Annotated in this window: 17 protein-coding genes and 1 pseudogene; 2 read left to right on the top strand and 16 right to left on the bottom strand. The window is 55.8% G+C overall.

Going from position 1 to position 15,795, the window contains the following annotated elements; all coding sequences use genetic code 11:
* Positions 1 to 3: 3 nt before the first annotated feature.
* A complete protein-coding gene (locus HV213_RS04405) occupies positions 4 to 549 on the bottom strand; it encodes a 3'-5' exonuclease (protein ID WP_039187748.1) in 546 nt (181 codons plus the stop codon).
* Positions 550 to 845: 296 nt separating this feature from the next.
* Between HV213_RS04405 and HV213_RS04400 the strand changes: the two are divergent.
* Together HV213_RS04400 and HV213_RS04395 are read left to right on the top strand one after the other, a co-directional pair.
* Positions 846 to 1,294, top strand: a pseudogene (locus tag HV213_RS04400) (DDE-type integrase/transposase/recombinase); the annotation flags it as partial.
* A gap of 196 nt (positions 1,295 to 1,490) precedes the next feature.
* A complete protein-coding gene (locus HV213_RS04395; RefSeq protein ID WP_048797722.1) occupies positions 1,491 to 1,892 on the top strand; it encodes a hypothetical protein in 402 nt (133 codons plus the stop codon).
* Positions 1,893 to 1,916: 24 nt separating this feature from the next.
* On the opposite strand, the gene HV213_RS04390 is transcribed toward HV213_RS04395, so the two are convergent.
* The 15 genes from HV213_RS04390 to HV213_RS04320 form a co-directional block, all read right to left on the bottom strand.
* Entirely contained in the window at positions 1,917 to 3,440 is a 1,524-nt protein-coding gene (locus HV213_RS04390; RefSeq protein ID WP_039187749.1) for a conjugal transfer protein TraG N-terminal domain-containing protein, read from the bottom strand.
* A gap of 2 nt (positions 3,441 to 3,442) precedes the next feature.
* Positions 3,443 to 3,781, bottom strand: a complete 339-nt coding sequence (locus tag HV213_RS04385; RefSeq protein ID WP_039187750.1) for a hypothetical protein — start codon at positions 3,779 to 3,781, stop codon at positions 3,443 to 3,445.
* Between the two features lie 10 nt (positions 3,782 to 3,791).
* Positions 3,792 to 5,267, bottom strand: coding sequence for an integrating conjugative element protein (locus tag HV213_RS04380; RefSeq protein ID WP_045282309.1), 1,476 nt, complete (start codon positions 5,265 to 5,267; stop codon positions 3,792 to 3,794).
* Positions 5,267 to 6,259, bottom strand: coding sequence for a TIGR03756 family integrating conjugative element protein (locus tag HV213_RS04375; protein WP_039187752.1), 993 nt, complete (start codon positions 6,257 to 6,259; stop codon positions 5,267 to 5,269). Before HV213_RS04375 ends, HV213_RS04380 begins: the two co-directional genes overlap by 1 nt.
* Positions 6,256 to 6,654, bottom strand: coding sequence for a TIGR03757 family integrating conjugative element protein (locus HV213_RS04370; RefSeq protein ID WP_039187753.1), 399 nt, complete (start codon positions 6,652 to 6,654; stop codon positions 6,256 to 6,258). Before HV213_RS04370 ends, HV213_RS04375 begins: the two co-directional genes overlap by 4 nt.
* Before the next feature lie 193 nt (positions 6,655 to 6,847).
* Positions 6,848 to 7,168, bottom strand: a complete 321-nt coding sequence (locus HV213_RS04365; RefSeq protein ID WP_181484872.1) for a nucleotidyltransferase domain-containing protein — start codon at positions 7,166 to 7,168, stop codon at positions 6,848 to 6,850.
* Between the two features lie 329 nt (positions 7,169 to 7,497).
* The gene (locus HV213_RS04360) at positions 7,498 to 8,166 is read right to left on the bottom strand and encodes an HNH endonuclease signature motif containing protein (protein ID WP_050310922.1); all 669 of its coding nucleotides are present in this window, start codon (positions 8,164 to 8,166) and stop codon (positions 7,498 to 7,500) included.
* Between the two features lie 156 nt (positions 8,167 to 8,322).
* Positions 8,323 to 8,700 (bottom strand): hypothetical protein, encoded by a 378-nt coding sequence (locus tag HV213_RS04355; RefSeq protein WP_039187756.1) that lies wholly within the window; start codon positions 8,698 to 8,700, stop codon positions 8,323 to 8,325.
* Complete coding sequence (locus HV213_RS04350) at positions 8,697 to 11,555, bottom strand: conjugative transfer ATPase (protein ID WP_050310924.1); 2,859 nt, start codon at positions 11,553 to 11,555, stop codon at positions 8,697 to 8,699. Before HV213_RS04350 ends, HV213_RS04355 begins: the two co-directional genes overlap by 4 nt.
* Positions 11,555 to 11,965 carry a TIGR03751 family conjugal transfer lipoprotein gene (locus tag HV213_RS04345; RefSeq protein WP_006785978.1) on the bottom strand — a complete coding sequence of 137 codons (411 nt, stop codon included), beginning with the start codon at positions 11,963 to 11,965 and terminating at the stop codon, positions 11,555 to 11,557. Before HV213_RS04345 ends, HV213_RS04350 begins: the two co-directional genes overlap by 1 nt.
* A complete protein-coding gene (locus HV213_RS04340) occupies positions 11,965 to 12,333 on the bottom strand; it encodes a hypothetical protein (protein WP_039187758.1) in 369 nt (122 codons plus the stop codon). Before HV213_RS04340 ends, HV213_RS04345 begins: the two co-directional genes overlap by 1 nt.
* Positions 12,334 to 12,343: 10 nt before the next feature.
* Positions 12,344 to 13,843 (bottom strand): TIGR03752 family integrating conjugative element protein, encoded by a 1,500-nt coding sequence (locus HV213_RS04335; protein ID WP_039187759.1) that lies wholly within the window; start codon positions 13,841 to 13,843, stop codon positions 12,344 to 12,346.
* Complete coding sequence (locus HV213_RS04330; RefSeq protein ID WP_045282311.1) at positions 13,833 to 14,783, bottom strand: TIGR03749 family integrating conjugative element protein; 951 nt, start codon at positions 14,781 to 14,783, stop codon at positions 13,833 to 13,835. The genes HV213_RS04335 and HV213_RS04330 overlap by 11 nt, the downstream gene beginning before the upstream one ends.
* Entirely contained in the window at positions 14,783 to 15,442 is a 660-nt protein-coding gene (locus HV213_RS04325; protein WP_045282312.1) for a PFL_4703 family integrating conjugative element protein, read from the bottom strand. The genes HV213_RS04330 and HV213_RS04325 overlap by 1 nt, the downstream gene beginning before the upstream one ends.
* Positions 15,439 to 15,795: a TIGR03750 family conjugal transfer protein gene (locus HV213_RS04320; RefSeq protein WP_045282313.1), complete on the bottom strand. Its 357-nt coding sequence runs from the start codon at positions 15,793 to 15,795 to the stop codon at positions 15,439 to 15,441. Before HV213_RS04320 ends, HV213_RS04325 begins: the two co-directional genes overlap by 4 nt.

Here is a 15,795-nt window from a genome sequence, read left to right as displayed (position 1 = left end):
CAACTAACGGCCTGATCGCGCGAGTAATAAAGAAAAAAGTTCAGCCTGAAAACGGGCATCATCAAGCGCATTATGCGTGGGTTGGGTTAGAGGGGCAAGGACTGCAGACATATGTGATGATTTTGTGTCTGACCACTCGCACCCCATAGCCCCCATGTAGCAGGCTTTAATGTCTATGGCTGTGAAACCAAAGGGGTTGCTGCCAATATACTTGTGAAAGTAGTAATTGATGAATGACCAGTCAAATGGGGCATTCAGACCGACAAAAATGGGTTTCCGATGTTGAGAAATTAAAGAAGCAAGCCAGTCTTTTAGCTTTAACATAGCCTGTTCTGGAGCAAGTCCCTCGCTCTGTAGTCGGTTAATATCAAGCCCAGTCACAACAAGAGATTCAGCATCATGCTTCTCGCCCTCTGGTTGAAGTTCAAGGTACAGTGCGTTCTCAGGATCACTCACCAGACAAGCCCCAATTGATAGGAGGCTGTAAATTCCGGGAACAGGACCTGACGTTTCAATATCAACTGACACATATATCTCGGAATTGCGCATAGAAATCCTCTGATGAAGAATTTGGTAATCTGGGTAGGGGCTAATCTTACATCAAAGACTGAATAATCATGGCAGTCAATGTTTCCACGAGTTGATGAAATTCGTTGTCTGGTAGGTTATGTTGTGCCCCCCAGATATCTTGCCCCGTTAGCATGTCCGCCTCGTGCTGTGAGTTCAACGGGTCGATGTAACGCTACCTTAATCAAGTGGGACGTTGCCATGAAACGAAGAACTCGGATTAACTACATACCAGAACAGAAGGCGATTATCTGGGACAGATATAAACAAGGTGATTCAAGCGCTGGGCTTACCTCACCGTAGTTCTCGAACTGTTCGCAAGGAAACCAGTGGGATGGGCAATGTCGTTCTCACCGGATAGCAGACTGACTATCAAAGCGCTGGAAATGGCGTGGGAAATTCGCGGCAAGCCTGCCGGGGTGATGTTCCACAGCGATCAAGGCTGCCACTTTACAAGCAGGCAGTTCCGGCAATGTCTGTGGCGATATCGGATCAGACAAGGTATGAGTCGGCGTGGAAATTGCTGGGATAATAGCCCAATGGAACTCTTCTTCAGAAGCCGAAGAATGAGTGGGTGCCAGCGACTGGCTATATAAGCTTCAGCGATACTGCCCATGCGATAACTTACTATATTGTTGGGTATTACAGCGAACTCAGGCCACACGAATATAACGGCGCGTTACCACCAAACGAATCGGAAAAACGATACTGGAAAAACTCAAAGTAGAGGCCAGTTTTAGTTGACCACTACATTACGCATAGAATCCCCTTCTATGATGGCGTAGTCGTAACGCATTGGTAAAAATATTAACCTTATGATTTTAAAGAATTTATTAGGTAGCCCAGAGTGCTGAAACAGTAATTAGCAATTGCTCAAAAAATCCGCTATAGTCCCTGAGAACTCACCTAATTCGGAGGGGGATATGTATCAGTCTCAAGAGAAACGCGCCTGGGAACGTGGTGTTCGTCTCGCTGCAATATGGAAGGGTACCAAAAAAATTTTTACACGTTTAGATCAGCGCTGCGTCATGCTGGCTAAACTATACAAACTGCCGAAGTGGTTAGGCCACATGCCGCTGCTTTTAGCTGTCCTTTGTTCGTTAGTTGCGCTTATAGCAGGCGGTCTCCTGATAAGCTGCAGCGCAGTTTTATTATGGGCTTTAATTGCTGCCATAACACATATCGGATCTGGCTCTGAAAATGCTTCAATAAATAGTTTTAATGAAAAGAAAGGTGAAAATAATTTTCATGATGAATTTGTAATGAATAGCGCCACCAATAATGAATATGATGGCGCTCCTTACAAATCCCCGAGTGAAGATTAGGCCGAATCAACTGTACCAGTAAAACTACCCTTTGGTTGCTTTACTGCCGATAGCATTACCAGCAGCTTCTCCAAGTTTCCCGCCTGTATTCTGAGCAGTTTCAGTACCCTTTTGAAAGGCAGCGCTAACAGCGACACCCACGCTGGCCCCTGCCCACGAAAGAGCTCCCAGCCAGACAGCAGGCAGTACAATAAACATCGCTCCCATCACCAGATTCATAATAAGGTCATCTGAGCTGTTCTGCAGTCCCGCCATATTGAACCGACTGTGTGTATCCGAACTGTACAACGCGGTTAACAACCAGCTGTCGAGCCAGCGCGCCAGTTCCCACCAGAATGTCAGGAAGTTAAGAGCAAACATCACAAAGGTCAGCGTAATAACGGTTTTGAATTCGTAGGCCGCAAATGCCAGGATCAGCGGCAGCATGACATATATTGCCATCAGCAGGATGGCCTGCACCATTGGCAGCGCCTGCCGCATAGCATCGAACGCAGGGAACGCGGCCAGACTGCCGAGAGATGTCCCGCCAATGGCCGCCACGCGTGCTGCTGCATTATCCAGGGTGAAATCGGCGTTGCCGCCATAGCCGGCATACACGTGACCATTCTGTGAGACCGTCAGGCTTTCCGGGCTGACCAGACGACGGATGACGGCTTCCTGGTAGTCACTGTCGTTAAAGCCTGACATTTTCATTGCGGCCGAGATACGCAGCCACATATCGGGGTCGGCCTGGTCCTTCACCCGTGCTTTCAGTCCGGTGTCCGTACTACTCCACCACTCGCTGCAGGTGGGATAACCGCCTCTTCCGGTATTGGGCCGGCCGCTGTCCCGGCTGTCGCTCCACGGGAACGCCGCCCGTGGCAGTTTCGACTGCAGCGACGGATAGTACCGGCTCAGGAATGTACTGCTGCCAATCCATTCGATATCACGCAGCGTGGTTTTATCTTTTGTCTGTCCCTGGTCCTGCTGCTTCCACAGGTACAGCGCAACCGAATAGCAGTCGTTGGTGAAGTCCTGCAGCTCCTGCGCCAGCGCTTTGTTGTCGATACGCGTATGCTGCACTTCAAAGCGGATCTGCCGCATGTCAGGGCGGCAGGGAATGGTCGCCACCGCCGCCTGGGTTACCCCTTTCGAGAGTTTATGAATCAGCACCCACCATACCGGTGCTGCAGCCGTCTGGTCGTTGAGACTGGTGACCACGCCGGCATAGCCGCTTTCATCCGGCGCTTTTGGCGTCCACACACCACAGCTCTTTGCCCGGGTTGTGTCGTACTGCATCGTACTGAGGCTGACATTAATCAGCGGTACGCAGCAGGCAATCATCACCAGGAAACCGGCATACAGCGCGTTCTCGATACGGGGCAGCGACAGCATCCCCTTGTTGCCTTCATCCTCCCCTTCTTCACGGACCTTCAGCCAGATCCCCACCACCTTAAACGCCAGCGGCAGGACAAAAAGCCCGGTGCTCAGCAGGACATTCCACAGGCCGTTATTGATCACCCAGCCGAGCAGCGTGAGAAAATACTCAAGATAGCTGTTTGTTGTCATCGTCAGGCTCCCGGACCGGTAAACATCGCGTACTCACACAACGCGATAAAAAGCACACTGACCACACTGATGCGCAGCAGCGGCCGCCGGTATGCCTCCCAGAAGCCCGGCGCATGCCGGATTTTCCAGAGGCCCCAGGCAACCAGCGCATACAGCGCCAGTCGCCACATCAGCCAGCCGTAACGCGTCGACTGCATCCAGCTCCGGAATGCAGCAGCTTCAGTCGGATGTTTCATGGCGGTGTCAGCCATCATCAGTGAGACCACCATGAACAGCGCCATGCAGGCGAGGAAGATGCCGGCACGGGTAAGGACTTTCCTGACAGTCGTTTTATTACGCATCCTTATTCCCTCATTCAGCCGACTGCGGCGCTGCCATCTGGTTGAAGCGACTGTCGGTATTGTCATCAGACTGGGTCTGCGGGTTGGTTTCGACGCGCTGGTTCTCCCTGTCGATAATGGTCAGCACCGAATTACGTGATAGTTCGCGCTTCATCTCCATCTCGTTTTTCAGCGCCGCGATTTCCCGGTCCAGCGCCTCGATACGCTGACCGGCGGTATCAATGGCCTTTGGCTGGGCAGCGGCATTCGGCTCCGACATACCGGTAACCATCATGCGACGCATCAGCAGCGCCGTTTCCACCGTGTCAGACATGGCCAGTTCGCCGGCAAGGCGGGCGGTCAGGGCAGCATTATCCGGATCACGCTGCAGGGCTTTAATCACGCCGGCCGTCACCGGCAGTCCGCCGGTTTTCAGCTTCGCCAGATTCGCGGCCGTCGGCTTTTCCGTACCGTTGACGAGCCTGACCAGCTGCTCAGCGTTGGCTTTGGTTGCCTCTTCCAGTAGTGGGGCAAAGCCGGTGCCGGCAACGGTCGTACCGGGCTGGTCATCCGCATCACCGCTGGTACATTCGCTCGCGTTGGCACAGGTGCGCATCGAACGATCGCCCAGCACCTTCACGGTCATGGCCGCCGCCTCTTCCGCGCTGCCGAATTTAGAGCATGCGCCACCGTTACAGCTGCTTTCGCCGACAGTCGAATTAGCGGTGACAGGTAAACCGTTCATCATGTTGTAGCCGGCAGCAACAAGGTCATGGGTGACACGGATGGCGGGCTGCCCCGCCCCCCCACGTTTCTGACCACCAATCCAGTTGTTGCCCGACGTGCCGGTGACTTTCCGCCCCGCCTCATCTGCACGAACCGCATCAGTATCTCCGCTGTTCACAACAGACTTGTATTCATCCATCATGGCCTGCTGCGTCCAGTTACTGCTGTCGCTGAAGTCCATCATTTTTTTCGCCATGTTCTGGCAGTTGAGTTGCGCCTTGTCGAATGACACATTGGCCTGAAGCACGCCGTTGGTGAGCATGTCATACAGACCGGGGTTGGCCCGCTGAATGACCATCGCCGGCAGACTGGCCACCGCGCCGGTGGCCCCCTGAATCACGTCGCCCATCAGGTTTTTAAAGCCGGATGTGACGCCGTTGAGCTGATTGCCGACGGTGGTTTTCAGATCAAAATTGCCGCACATCAGGTCACTGCTCCAGCCGGTATTCAGCCCCAGCTTCTGCATATTGCCGCGCGTGGCCGGCTGGGAAATGACCGAGCCGCCGCCGAGGGTGTAGAAGAGCTTGTCCGACACCGCACCATCGACGGATTTGCCGTAACCGATGGCGCTGTTGTTCACCTGCGGCAGGGACATGCCCAGGATGGTATTGTCATCATCGGCCGCGTGCGCGCCCGGGAGGACAGTCAGCAGGGAGCCGGTCAGCAGCAGGCTTAAGCGAACGGCTGAAAATGAAGGTGATTTTTTCACGGTTTTCCTCATCAGATATCAGTGCTGCCCAGAAATTTCTGCCCGCGCTTTTTGCAGCAACTGTAAGGCTGCCAGAGCGCAAAGGCTTCATTGTTATCGCTCGCGGCGGTATAGCTCCCGTCCGGGAATACGGCACATGACTGAGTCATGTGGGGAGCCAGCCGCTGCCATTTGTGATTGCGCGTGCCGGTGTTTTCCGTGACCTCGCCCGGTGGCCAGTACCCGTCATGACGGCTGCCCAGGAGCACCTGATAAACATGGGGCTGCCCGGCGCGGGTGATAATGTCTGCCACACGCTGCGCCACCACGGCAGAGGCTTTGTCATCATCGGTCTGGCTGATAAACCCCGAACGGGGATAGATGTTGCCCCACATATTGGCTGCTGCCTGACTGCCGATTTCCCGCTGGCCGGGCACAAGAGCTTCCGGATACAGGGACTCCGGTACGCCTGTGCGCCAGGCCGCCGAATCCAGCGTACTCAGGAAGTAAGGCATTAACGGGGTGGCTGCGGTGTCACAGGAATAGCCCGGAATACTGCCGCCAATGAGGGAGGTGGCCGGGTGGCCAATCGCATCGGCATACTTGAAACGCACGGCGGACTTGCGCTGGCCGGGATTTTTCATGTCGGCCGGATTGGCTCCTCCGGCAGAAACACCGGAGAGCCCGCTGGTCACAGCACTTTCCAGCCCGCCGGCGGTCTGGCTGACAAACGCCATTTCCTGCCACGGGTTGCCGCCCGGCGCGACATAGGTCGAAACGACTGTCTGAGGAATGAAGTGGGTGACTTTGACCGACGTGCGCACCTTGCAGCCAAAGGGGGTGCAGAACAGCCAGTAACAGATGCCACTGACACGCCAGCTGATACAGTTTTGCGACACGGCGCTGGCAATAATCTGCGCAGTGTTAAGTGCTGCAACAGCTGCCGGCGCGGTTGCCGTACCCAGTACCGTGGCAACCGCCAGCGAGCACACCGTGGTTCTGATGCGGGAAGGTTTTGTATTCACTGACCACCTCCCCGGTTACGCAGGGATGTGGCCACGGCCACATCCCTGGTGCCGTACACCACATCGCGGTCATCAAACACCACTGCCGGCACTTTTTTAATGCCCAGTTCCCAGGCCCGGACCACCTGGCGATAGGAATCATTCAGCTGCAGCTGTTTTTGTTGCCAGGCAGGAGACGCCATAACCTGCCTGACGTGTGCCTCGGCCTGCTGCGGATCTGCAGGCAGTTCCCCGAATATGTCGGCCTGCAGCCGGTCAGGACCATCAAGAAGGACCACCGGCACGTCCGGCGGCAGATTTGCCGGCAGATGGTGACTGTCGGTGAAGATGGCCGTGCCGGCCAGTACGGATGCCGGCAGCAGAGCCGGCAGGAAAACAAGAGAGGTCAGTTTCATGAATCGGGACTCCGTCAGACTGAATCGCCTGACAGCGTGCCCGTGGCCGCTCAGAAAAACCGTAATAAACTAAAATCCCGTACTCAGAAGTTTTTCTACCACTTAATGAATGTTAGGAGTACAGAGTAACTTTGTGAAAATCTCATTTATATAATAACGGCTTAACTGCCATATGGGTTATCGTGAGAAATTTCTATGAACCAATAAAAATAGGGATCAAAGAACCAGATTCAATCAATGATTTCTCTTTAAACTCTTGATAAGTAAGGAAAAGCAAGTGAAACTCTTCTCCAGTTTCCGTACCTAACAAACTTAAAGCTTCTACACACTCCTCATAAAGGCCTAGAAGCTCTTCAAAAGGGCAATCTACCACTATCATTATATCGATGTCATTGTAAGTTTGAGCTCGAAAAAAAGATCCAAACCCATATATTCCCACTACGTTACTGCTCCTCTCTAATATGATATTGCGGACTGCCGTTTCTATCTTTTCTATGGAAATTCCAGTAATCATTTTTGAATAAAGCCGCGCCGATTTCTGCCGAATTAAACAACCCAAGTTCTTGCTGTATAGCATGCTCTTTGGCACCAGATGTGTAGCTATTCCAATTACCACCAACAACGATTATATCCACCCCACCAAACTATTTGATAACTTTGAGTATTTTTGTCACACTCATTGTGTATTCATTCAGAAGAATGATCGTCAACATATCATTTTGAATTTTCCTCTCAACACGAAAGACTATATCCTTTTCGCGAATAAAACCCTTGACATTTTTATGATATTTCAAATAATCGTCAAACCATGAAATCGATGCGAAACTGACACCCCATGAATTATTATTCATAACCGAACTCCTTCTGGAACTCTTCAGGAAATAAAGGATAGGTATCCAATCTATTATACTGATTGTATTTCCAAGCTTCGGCATGATCTCTAAAGTCAATATACAACCGTTTTTGCCTGGCGCTTAATAAACCCATATTACCTTCAATTACATTTATTATTTTACGATTATTAGGCACCATCACACTTAGTTTTTTTAGCTCCCACAATTCTTGAGTATTAGAACCCATATCTTTTGCAGCTTCAGAATATGGTCCATAATGAGTAAAGCATTTATTATTTTCATAAAGCATTAACGCAATTTCTTCTTTAAGTTGCTCAACACTATCAAAAACAGCCTTCTTAAAAGCATTTGCAACAGAAGATTCGTGTTTCTCTTTCCACTGAAAAAGCATTTCATTCGGATAGGCCCCTTCTGGAGCCTTATCGATCATCCTATGATGGGTTGGGCATAAAAGGATCAAATTGTCATAGGTATCAGGTCCTGTACCCTCAGTTGTCCTGGCTGCACCTTTTTTCTTACCGATAACATGAGCCATTTCACCTACATGATAATTGCCTAAACCATCCATGATATGTGTAAGGTCACACTGGCAGTAAGAACAGCGCCCTGCTGCGCGGCCCCACAGTAACTTGATATCTTTTTCTGAAGTACCCGCCATAGCAACTACTCGCTCTTAAAAAGCACTTTGGAAGTTATAATATATTTAGCATTGAAATTGGTTAAACGCTCATAAAAAAACCGGCCCTGGCGGCCGGTATCAAAAAAGCATTAAGTAATTTTTATTATCATGCCCCTGGTGAAGGCAAGTCTGTAGTTATACGTCAAGCCCGTTAATCCACAGCATCAGATACACCAGATCAGCCGAATCCGGCACCGTGATATACCAGCGCGGATGCGCATACTCCTCTTCCTGCGGCCAGCTTGTCTGCCCCGTCACGGTGATAAGGATGTTCACCACCTGCTTCAGCTTTCCCTCAAGATAGATGGCCACGCTGCTGCTGAGTCCCACCCGGTGCGGGTGACAGGTCATTCTGACCGGGCCGGTCAGGCGCTGCCTGAGCATCGCCCGCAGCCTCACAAGGTGCTGATGTGTCGCCGGGAGCACGCCGGGCTCCCCCTGAGGCGACAGGGTGAATAGCGCACCACCACTGTGCTCATGAATGGCGGGTTCAGGGTACTTCAGTGTCATCATACCGTGGCAGGCTCCTGTTGTTTCTCCGTCAGACCGCGCAGACGGTCCAGATTCTGCGCGACGCGTTTTGCCGCCTCCAGTTCGCTGCAGTGAAATTCATTCATCAGCGCCCGGCGTTCGGCTTTCTCTTCTTTTTCCGTCATGCCCAGTGCCAGGAAGAGACTGGGCGGCACGGCACGAAACAGCGCTTCGATCCGTTTCGCCAGCACCACGCCTTCCGTATAACAACCCGACAGTTTACTGGCGGAAAGCAGCACCGATTCCTGCTCCGGCGTGAGCGCGCGGAAACGGCTGATATCTTTGACCTCTTCCGGGGGCATGGTCAGACAAATCCACCATTCAGCCATGTTCAGCATTTTTTCGGCAATATCCGGGTAGTCCTTAAGGTTCTGGGTGGCCAGCCACAGCCAGGCACCGAGCTTACGCCACATCTTGACCACCTTGGTCATATACGGCGACAGCAGCGGGTTGACCGTCACGATATGCGCCTCATCCACCGTGAAGACAATATCCCGGCCCAGAAACTGGTCACGCTCCGCGATGTTGTTAATCATGTTTGTCATCGAGACCATGGTCAGGGCCATCTGCGCCTCGTAGCCCTCACGCGCCAGATGCCCCAGGTCAACCAGCGTCACGTCCGCTTCCGGCCACAGCTCCCCTTCGCGGTTGAACAGCTCCGCTTCAAAGCTGCCGGCCTGGGTAAACATGCCCAGGGATTCCGCCATCTCCGCCGCTTTCGCCTTTCGCTGGGCATTGCGGACATTGATGACGCCCTCATCGTTGTCAGAGGCAATGGCATATAACGCCTGCTGCAGGTCAGACGGCAGCATCTGCCGCCCTTCTTTATACGTGGCATGCGCCGCCATCAGCAGCGCCTCACGTATCATCGCCCTGTCGGCGCGCTTCAGGTCGGCCTCTTCTTTCGGGTCGCCGCCGGTGATCATCATGCGCGCGGAGATTTCCATTTCACCGAGAACGTCACGCTTGTCATCCTCGCTATCGTCGTCCGTGTCGATATCCGGCAGGTCGCTCTCATCCACGGCCTGGGCGGCCAGGCCTTCTTCCACCAGTTTGTGAGCATCAGCAAACGGCGGCAGACTGACGCCACTCCCGGGTTTGACGCTGATTTTATTCACCGTCAGCCCGAGGCTGTCAAAGAAGTCGGCCAGCAGGCCGAACGAGTTCCCGGCCTCCGCAATAAACAGCCGCGGACGGTGGACGGCCATCAGCTGGGAGAGCGCGGCACACAGCGTGGCCGACTTGCCCGCCCCGGTCGGGCCGAACAACAGCAGATGCGCGTTCTGGGTGCGGTCGAGCTTGTTGAGCGGATCGAATGTCAGGGTATCCCCGCCGCGGTTGAAAAAGCTGAAGCCGGGGTGCCCCGTGCCGGTTTCCCGCCCGGTTACCGGCAAAAGTCCTGCCAGGTGCTGAACCCATGTCAGACGGGTATACCAGTGTTTTTTGTCGCTGTCCGGGTTAAAGCACATCGGCAGCGCCCGCAGCCAGCTGTTCAGCGGACCCTCTTCAAACTCCGGACGTACCGGCTGCAGACCGGCCCCTAGCAGCACGGTGGACAGCTCCAGCCGCTTGCGCTTCAGGCTGGTCATGTCATCGCCGCGCAGCAGGAAGGTGATTCCCGCCCGGTACAACTTGTGCCGGTTGCCCAGATACTCTTTTACCGTCTTCACATCCTGGCGGACGCGGCCCGACTCGGTATTCTCACCGACCGCATTTTTCGACAGCCGGTTAAACTGCTCTTCAAGCCGGTCCTGGGGCTGTACCACCACGGTCATGCACACCATGGTCCCTTCCGGAAACATATCCATCAGGGCATTAATTTTCTTTTCACCCCGGCTTTTCTCGCCGGTAAGGGTGCCCGGCTCCGGCGGTGTACGCAGTTTTTCCACCGCCACCGCGCAGTGCGGCTTGTTGTCAATCCACCACACGCCGTTTTCCGGGTCTGAAACCGGCGGCGTGAACCACAGGGTTTCGGCAAAATCATTGCTGACCGGCACGGTGCCTTCAGGTGTCTCGCGCGGGTCTGCGTAAGCAGCCTGCCGATAGAGCGTGGTTTTCTCCACCCAGTCCGGTGACGGATTGAACAGCCGCAGCAGCCAGCCATGCACCTGCAGGCCGTTCTGCCGGGTGCAGCGGATCCCCGCCCCGCCCAGGGCATTCACGACCCGGTCGCACACCTGATTGAGCATCGCCACCGGCGGCATCGGATCGCGGCTTTTCCCCAGCCAGCGATAAACAACCATCCGGGTGCGGCGCTGCTGCCCGCGCCACGGCTGGCCGGTAATCAGCGAGTCAGTAAAAAGTCCCTCAGGCCGGGAGATACTGCGAATATGGCGCTCCATTTCACCCAGCCAGGCGTCGGTAAACGCCGTGCGCTGTGCATGCGGTTTGACATACCCGCGCAGCCTGTCCAGGTACGCGTCAGTGTCGTCCTCGTCCTGGCAGAAGAACTGCACGACCCAGGGATTCACGTCATGTTCATCAAAGCTGTCCTGAAGCGCATCCTCAACCGAGTCACGGATCTGCTCCAGGCGCTCTTCGGTTCGCCCTTCGGTCGCCACCGGTGTCACATCATAAACGGCCCCCACCGACACGCCGTCATCAAGCAGGAGACACTGCTCTTCATCAAGAAATTCTGCCCAAGGCAAAAAGTCAATGATGGACGGATTGGCGTGATAAACCTTCTCCTCATCCTGGCGCGTCATTTTCCCGGGGCGCTTCAGGGGTTGCCGGCCCTTCACGGCCGCGGTCAGGGTTTCATCTGCCTGAAAGGACTGGCCGTCATCAACCGGCGTCTGCCGGTCGGTGGATTTATTACGCGTAAACAGTGAAAGCATTACAGGGCCTCCGTGCGCTCGCCAGGCATGGCATACTGCGTCTGGCTGTAGAACGGGAACACGGTGCTGTAACCCGGCACAGGAGTGTTACCGTCTGCCAGGTGAGGATACAGGTACATCACCATGTCGGGGTTGGGCAGCCGGGGAAACTGCTGGGTGATTTCGCTTTCCTGAGTACGGCTGTAGCTGCGGTCGGCCTGCGCGTCCGCCTGCGTTTCGCTGCCCGTCAGCGGGCGTCGCAGCGTGTCGCGGGCCGCCGCAGACTGGCGGGAAGTACTGCCGCCACCGTCCGCCCCGTTCCACAGTTCAAGCATGGTGTTATCGCCCGCCGGCAGCATTTCCTCTTTGGAGGTTGAGCAGCCGCTGAGCATCACACAGCTCAGGGCCAGAATGAAAACCGTTCTGTACATTACCGGTATCTCCTTTGTGAGGCGGCCGGATCGTAACCGCCGCAGATAAAAACGAACGCACTGACATTCAGCAGGTGCCCCAGCTCCCGTAATGTCATACGCGGGCAGTAAAGCCGGCGCGGGATTTTCGGGCTGCGCCACGAAACGGCACACTCCCGGGCACTGAGCGGCAGGGAGAACCTGCCGATATCCAGTAAAAGCTGGCCATCGCGCCAGCGCAGTAAAGGTGCGCCGGCAGGCAACAGCGCTATGGGTCGCAGCAACAGAACCGCAGAAGACGCAGGGTTCACGTCAATATGCCAGCCTGCCCCGTCGCTGAACGTCCAGCACACGGATGAAAGAGGGAAAAACGTTATCTGTCCCGCCATGGCCGTGTACTCAGTCCAGTCCGCCGTTGTCACTGACGCCACCCGGCAGGGTGAAGTCGTAGCGCACCTTACGGCCCTTATCTTCATAATCAATGGCCAGCTGACGGGTGATATGCACGGCAAGACGGGCACCGGGCGGCACATAAATGGCATCAAACGTCATCCCGTAACGCTGTTTGATCCAGTCGGTGGTTTCAGACATACCGCCAGAAATGGCTTTCCCCAGCGCCGCCTGTCCGGCGTCGCCGGTCATGGTGGCGGAAATGCCATTCACGTTGTTCTGCGTCGTGTACTGCCCCTGGCTCATCGCTTCACCCGCCGCACCGGCAGCCGACAGGCCAAAAATGGTGGGCAGATAAGTGGAGGCATTGGACTTACGTTCGCCGCCAATGCACGGGATCCCGTTTTCATCCGAAATCCAGCCGATACCGCCACTGGTGCCGGTATCCTGTTTAGCCTGAGCGTTATTATTTTGCCCGCCGGCGTTGTTACTGGTGTCGGGTCTTGGGAGGGTGCGTACCGTACCGTCGGAAAAGACAAAGGTGACGCTGTTAACCTGCCCGCGCACACAGGACAGCGTCCAGTCTCCGCTGGCCGTCCCGGAAACAATCGCCCCTTCGACGTCCGGCAGCTCGATGCCGTTCGCCGTCAGGTTATCCTTACCGATAAGCACTTTGAACGGATAAGGATCGGTCACGGTGCCGTTGATGGGCACCCGGCCAAGCAGTGCCGTCATGGCGCGGCTGCCGACCAGCGTGGAATTTTCCGGCAGCGTGTAAACCGGCTCGGCGCTCTCTTCCGCCCCTTTTTCATTCGTCCGTCCCTTCACTTTCTCCTCATAAGCGGCTTTCTGGCGGGTCAGCTCATTTTCCCCCAGAAAAGAGGTCGGGAACTGAGGTGAGGCTTTGCCGCTGGCCGCATCCCGCGGATCCGTCTCTTTCTGGTCCGTCGGCGCGACCCACATCATGCCGTCGCTGCCCTGAGAAGCGCTCCCCCCGGTGCTGCTGCCCATGCCGTCCAGGCCCAGCCCCAGCGGGATATCGCTGTCCGCCGTTTTTTTCTCGCTGTCAGGCTTTTTGAGTTTGTCAGTCAGCTCCTGGATTTTCGCCGTCAGGCTCAGTTGTTCGTTCTGAAGCTGAGCCTGCCGCTTGTCGTACTGCTCGCGCAGACCATTGACGGCCTCATTCACCTGCCCTGAAACGTCCTGATTGCGCCGGCGCAACCGCTCGTTTTCTTTCACCAAATCCGCGTTCTGCTTATCCAGCGTTTTCTGGCGGTCACGCACATCGTTCAGCCGGCCGATGAGCGTGCGCAGGGTGTCCTCCGGCGTGTCGCCTTCCACACCCAGCGCCTTCAGTTCATCCGGCGAGAGGTTTTTCAGGGAGCCGCTTTGTTTTGCCTGAGGTTGTTCTGCCGGTTCGTTTTTGCAGCTTTTGAGCCCCACGGCCAGCCCGGCAATCACCACGGCCGGCACGATAAACTTCACCAGGGCATTAGATTTAATCTGCATGGCGGGCCTCCTGTTTTACCGTGCGGGCCGCTTTACGCAGTGCAGACGGCTCAGCGATGAATGCGCTCTCCGGACGACCGGCGGTCACCACATATACCGTGGTGGTGTCTTCCGGCGTGCCGGCCGGACCGACCCAGCGGTGCTGGAAGGTAGCGGACACAAACTGTCCCTGCAGCGCGCGCGGATCCAGAACGACTTTACGGCTGCCGGTGTTCGTGAGCCTGAGTGCCACCACGCTGCGGTTTGCCACGCCCCAGCCAGCCACCGGCGTGACCGTTAATGGTTCAGAGGGATACAGCGTGCTGACACGTCGGGGCAGATGAGGATTGACCGGATGAATACCCGGGACCGCCTCGACCGTACGTGCCGGCGCATAAAGGCTTTGAGCGGCATAGCGGGTCAGCAGCACCGGGATGGGGGCGCTGTAGCGGATTTTTTTACGCTTTGCCTGGGTGCCGTCATCGCTGCCGGTGGGAGCCGATGAGCCTGATCCGGAAGCAGCCCGATCTGCACCACCTGGCTGACCGGCCGCATCGCCGGCGTGACTCAGCGTGCTGACATCACCGCTGTAGACCAGACGGACCGGCTCAGTCGGCCCTTTTTCACCGGCGGCGATATCAAACAGCAGAACCTCGCCGCTTTCCACATCCTGCAGCTGCACCCGCGTCTGCGGAAAGGCGCTGTCGGCTTTCAGGTAGACGGCACCCCCGGTGCTCTGCACCCGAAGTTTGCCGTTAAGCGCCGGCGGAAAACCAACGCGGACGTTTTTGTCCACAAAGACCACCCGCTCCTGCCCCACCTTCAGGGGGATCTGCAGCGGAATACGCTCCCATTTCATCAGCTCATCTGCGCCGGCAGGACGTGATACCAGTGTCGCCAGGGGCAGCAGGACGAAGGACAGCGCCATCAGCCCGGCGCGGTAGTGGGGTTTTTTACTCATCACTGAAACACTCCTGACTTCTCCGGTTTAGGTGCAGGCGGTGCCGCCTCCAGACGCTGGGGCACACCGGCATAACAGTCCAGCGCCAGACCGAACGGGTTGCGCTCCGCATCGCCTTCCCAGCGCACCACCTTCAGCGGGTAACGCACCGGGGCGCGTTTGACCGGCTCGGCATGGAAATATTCATCGGCCACCACGTCCAGGCGGGCTATCCAGTGATCGCGATCCTGTACGGTCACGCTCTGTGACTGGTAACCGCGACCGGGCACTTCATACACCACGCGCACGCGGTCGGTGAGTTCCCCGGCGTCACCGCGTTTCTTTGCATCCGCTTTCAGGAAATCCTGACAGGACGGCGTCAGATACGGCGACAGCGCATTGATTTTGGCGGAATAGTCCACCTCGCCATTTTTCGGCCAGGCATTGAGCTGCTGAAAAATGTAGAACGCAAAGGAGTAGACCGTCGGGGGCGGCACTTCCCACCAGGGCCGCGTGCTGCCGGTACGTAAATCCGGCGGGTTATGCACGGTCAGCTTGCTGGGTGCCAGCATCCAGCCGGCACAGGTGAATAAAAGGAAAAAGGCGAGTACGGCGCAGGCGATGCGCAGCGTCTGAATATGCTGGTCACGGTCTTTTACCGCATGGCGAAAACGGCTCATGAGACTCTCCTGTTACGTTTCACTGACCAGCCCCGGGCATCCACAATCAGTTTCGGATTACCCATCCCCAGCCGGCGTTTTTTGGTCTCCAGTCGCTGCCAGAGCCAGTTCTCGGGCTTGCCGCGCTTGAGTCTGGCCATCCAGCGGCCGCCGAACCAGACGAGCAGCAGCGGCATGACCAGCAGGCCGGTGGGAACGACAACCCAGCCGGCAAGCGGGATAAACGGCAGTGACAGGAGCAGACCTGCACCCGCGCCGGCAAGGGCAGCCAGCCCCATCTCATGGGTGGTGAATCCGCGAAACACCACGGGCTCACTGTTGAGACGGTCAGGTAAAAAACGAATGGTCTGCAT

The sequence above is a fragment of the Klebsiella sp. RHBSTW-00484 genome (assembly GCF_013705725.1).
In the GTDB taxonomy this organism is placed as follows: domain Bacteria; phylum Pseudomonadota; class Gammaproteobacteria; order Enterobacterales; family Enterobacteriaceae; genus Klebsiella.
This window is presented reverse-complemented; position numbering and strand designations above follow the sequence as displayed.